Source organism: Neisseria sp. P0022.S010 (assembly GCF_051956635.1).
Window position 1 is genome coordinate 1 of record NZ_JBQCXF010000259.1, and the last position, 4039, is coordinate 4039.

Consider the following 4039-nt stretch of genomic DNA (forward strand, 5'->3'; position numbering starts at 1 on the left):
TTATCCAAATTGGAACAGCTCCTTTCAGACGGCAACAAAACCGAGCTTTACCGCTATTTTGAAGAAGCCGCACAAATGCGTAATGACTGGCTGAAAAACCGTTAAACCTGTTTTCAGACGGCCTGATACCTTCTCAGCTAAAATCTTCATCACAATAAAAAGGGCATCTGTTTAGATGCCCTTTTTTGATTTCTTACGACTTCAACGTTTCACTCAGTCTTTCAAACGGAACTCGGCCGCTCTGGCGTGCGCGGTCAAGCTTTCGCCATGCGCCAACACGCTGGCGGTTTTGCCCAACTTCTGCGCCCCTTGTTCTGAAACCTGAATCAGACTGGAGCGTTTTTGGAAGTCATATGTTCCCAAAGGAGAAGAGAAACGCGCCGTGCGGCTGGTCGGTAAAACGTGGTTGGGGCCTGCGCAATAGTCGCCAAGGCTTTCACTGGTATAGCGTCCCATGAAAATCGCACCGGTGTGGCGGATTTTTTTCGCCCACTCTTGCGGATTTTCGACCGACAGTTCTAAGTGTTCGGGAGAAATATAGTTGGCGATTTCGCAGGCTTCGTCCAAATCTTTAGCCAAAATCATTGCGCCGCGGTAGCCCAATGAAGCCTCAATAATCGCACGGCGCGGCATGGTTTCAATCAAGCGGTTCATGGCCGTCTGAACTTCGTCCAAATACGTTTGAGAAGTACCGATCAAAATCGCTTGTGCAATTTCATCGTGTTCCGCCTGACTGAACAAATCCATGGCCACCCAATCAGCAGGCGTCGTACCATCGGCAATCACCAAAATTTCAGACGGCCCTGCTACCATATCGATACCGACCACGCCGAACACGCGTCGTTTGGCTGCAGCGACAAAAGCATTGCCCGGACCGGTAATCTTATCGACTTGAGGCACAGATTCCGTACCATAAGCCAAAGCCGCAACCGCCTGAGCGCCGCCGACCGTAAACACTTTGGTTACACCGGCCATAAAAGCAGCCGCCAACACAATATCGTTGCGTTCGCCTTTCGGAGCGGGAACGACCATGATGATTTCTTTCACGCCGGCAACATGGGCAGGCATGGCGTTCATGATGACGGAACTCGGATAAGCGGCTTTACCGCCCGGAACATAAATACCGACACGGTCAAGCGGCGTAATCTGTTGACCCAAAAGCGTGCCGTCTTCGTCTTCGTAAGTCCACGACTCCATTTTTTGGTGTTTATGGTAGCTTTCCACCCGTCGCGCGGCCGTTTTCAAGGCCGTCTGAATGTTTTCGGGCAAACGCTCAAACGCAGACTGCAAATCGTCTTGCGTCAGGATTAAATCATCGATGGTTTGAGCGGATGTACCGTCAAAACGGTTGGTGTATTCAATCAGCGCCGCATCGCCGCGTTTTTGAACATCGGCACAGATGTCGGCAACAATACGGTCGATTTCAGGGTTTTGCGCGGTTTCAAAAGCGAGTAACGCTTTAAGTTCGGCTTGAAAATCAGGGGATTGGGTGTCGAGTTTCTTCATGGTTTGCTCTCTTCCTTTTTTCGTTCCTATTGTTTTCAGACGGCCTCAGCCACACACATGCCGTCTGAACATTATCTTTTCAAAAAACCTTTTTTCTGCAAAAACGCCAACATATGCGGCCGCACAGGATCGCCCAAGGTTTTGGCCAGCGATTCTTTCCAAGGTATCGGGCTGCCCTTGCGTAACTCATAATAATCCGCCACTGCCTGATTATAGGCTTCAACCGCCTCGGCATTCAGGCTCGGACAGGTGTTTTCGGCATAGACCATTTCCTTAGGTAGGCGCGGTTTGAGCGGTGGGTCTTGGTCGGGATAACCGAGGCACAACCCCACCAAAGGCACGCAATAATCCGGCAGGTTCAACACGTCCGACACTTTTTGCGCATCATTGCGCAACGCGCCGATATACACGCCGCCCAGCCCAAGCGATTCGGCGGCAAGCAATACGTTTTGCGCCATAATGCCTGCATCGACCGCGCCAATCAGGGTGACTTCCGCCCAATCAATTTGCGCATCAAGAAACATCGCCTTGTGTTTGGAAAAATCGATGCAAAACAATAAAAATTCCGCACAATGGACAATATAAGGGGCGCTTCCTGCCGCTTCATGTATCCCCTGCCTCAACGCAAGATCGGATACGCGGATGATGGAAACGCATTGCAGATTGTTGGAAGTCGAAGCCTGCTGTCCGGCGCGAACCAGCGTATCGAGGATTTCATCTGCAATCGGTTCGGAAGTAAACCTGCGGATGGAACGATGGGAAAGAATCGTATCGAGTGTCGGTTTGCTTTGCATCATGACGGGGCTTTCAAACTGGGTTGGCAGACAGTTTTTGCCAAAAACTTTTCAGACGGCCTTAGCGGCATTTTCAAATGCCTGAATAATCGGATTCAACAGCGCATATTTGGTTTTCAACGCCGCTTTGTTGACCACCAAGCGGCTGGAAATATCGGCCACATGTTCTACAGCTTCCAAACCATTGGCCTTCAATGTATTGCCGCTGGAAACCAAATCAACAATCGCGTCGCTCAGCCCGACCAAAGGCGCAAGCTCCATCGAACCGTACAGTTTGATGATGTCCACATGCACACCCTTGTCGGCAAAGTGTTCGGCGGCGATGTCGGGATATTTGGTGGCAATCCGCAAGCGGCTGCCGGGTTTGGAAGCGGCGGCGTAATCAAAACCTTTTTTAACTGCAACCATCATGCGGCATGAGGCGATGTGCAAATCCAAAGGTTGATACAGGCCATCTCCGCCATGCTCGATCAGCACGTCCTTACCGGCAATACCAAAATCTGCCGCACCATATTGCACATAAGTCGGCACGTCGGTCGCGCGTACAATTACCAAACGGATGTTGTTATGATTCGTGCCAATAATCAGCTTGCGCGACTTTTCCGGCTCTTCCGCAGGCACAATACCGGCGGCAGCCAACAGCGGCAGGGTTTCCTCAAAAATTCGCCCCTTAGATAAAGCAATCGTTAAAAGTGTGTCGGTCATTTTTTTCTTCTCCTTTGCCGTATCATAAAGCAAGAAGGCCGTCTGAAATCCACAACCCATTTCAGACGGCCCCAACTACGGTTTTACAATAAAGTTTTCACATCAGCCGCAATCGTTTCCGGCTCGCTGCCATAAGGCGAGAAAATTGCCACTTCGCCGTTTTTATCAATCAGATATGCACCTGAAGAGTGGTCAACCAAATAGTTTTCGCTGTCTTCTTTTTGGTTGACTTTAGCCGATACCACACGGTATTGCTGTTTGATGACAGGCAGGCTTTGATCGCCGGTTGCCGTCAGGCCGATAAAATCAGGGTTGAACTGTTTGGCGTATTTGCCGATTACCTCAGGCGTATCGCGCTCAGGGTCGATGCTAACAAATACTACTTTCACGTCTTTAGCCTGATCGCCCAATTGTTTCAACGTGTCGCTGTAAGTCAGCAACTCGGTTGGGCATACGTCAGGACAGTGGGTATAACCGAAAGACAGGATAACCACTTTGCCTTTCAAGTCGCTCAGGCTGAAAGGTTTGCCATCGCCATCGGTCAATGTGAAATCGCCGCCAATGTCTTCTTTGCGCATATCGGTACCACGCGCTTGCACTTTGGGTGCAGACTCACCGGAAGCGGCAGGTGCAGCAGAAGCGGCAGGTGTCGAAGAAGCCTCTTTGGCCTCCTCTTTAGGCTGACAAGCAGCCAGAGCAGCCAACGCAAAAGCACTGAGTAGGAAAGTTCGTGTAACGGAAAGCATAAATTTTCTCCAAAACCGTTTCAAATAAGTGCGGCCAAATAACTGCCCGGCCGATATAAAAACAAAACATCTTCATATTAACGCGTTTGACACATTAAATATAGCCCTTTTTGCAGGTAAATACTGCTTTTTTTGTTTTAAAAATCTGCCTTCCATTTAGATAACCATCAAACACAAAAAGTTTAATTTATTAAAAATGAAACAAATATAAAAATAATCCAATTTTTTTTCAATTACTGCTTTACAAGATTTGAGAACTCGCTATAATGACGACTTCTTCGCTAGCCC

Annotated in this window: 4 protein-coding genes; all 4 read right to left on the reverse strand. The window is 49.1% G+C overall.

The window, feature by feature from the left end:
* Positions 1-213: 213 nt before the first annotated feature.
* The 4 genes from hisD to ACTHUT_RS14850 all read right to left on the reverse strand — a co-directional run bounded on the left by hisD (position 214) and on the right by ACTHUT_RS14850 (position 3751).
* On the reverse strand, positions 214-1506 hold the full coding sequence (gene hisD / locus ACTHUT_RS14835; RefSeq protein WP_250601217.1) for a histidinol dehydrogenase: 1293 nt from the start codon (positions 1504-1506) through the stop codon (positions 214-216).
* Between the two features lie 71 nt (positions 1507-1577).
* Complete coding sequence (gene nfsA / locus ACTHUT_RS14840) at positions 1578-2303, reverse strand: oxygen-insensitive NADPH nitroreductase (protein WP_250601219.1); 726 nt, start codon at positions 2301-2303, stop codon at positions 1578-1580.
* A 48-nt stretch (positions 2304-2351) separates the two neighbouring features.
* Complete coding sequence (hisG, locus tag ACTHUT_RS14845) at positions 2352-3005, reverse strand: ATP phosphoribosyltransferase (RefSeq protein WP_250601221.1); 654 nt, start codon at positions 3003-3005, stop codon at positions 2352-2354.
* An 83-nt stretch (positions 3006-3088) separates the two neighbouring features.
* On the reverse strand, positions 3089-3751 hold the full coding sequence (locus ACTHUT_RS14850; RefSeq protein ID WP_003680035.1) for an SCO family protein: 663 nt from the start codon (positions 3749-3751) through the stop codon (positions 3089-3091).
* Between the last annotated feature and the right edge of the window lie 288 nt (positions 3752-4039).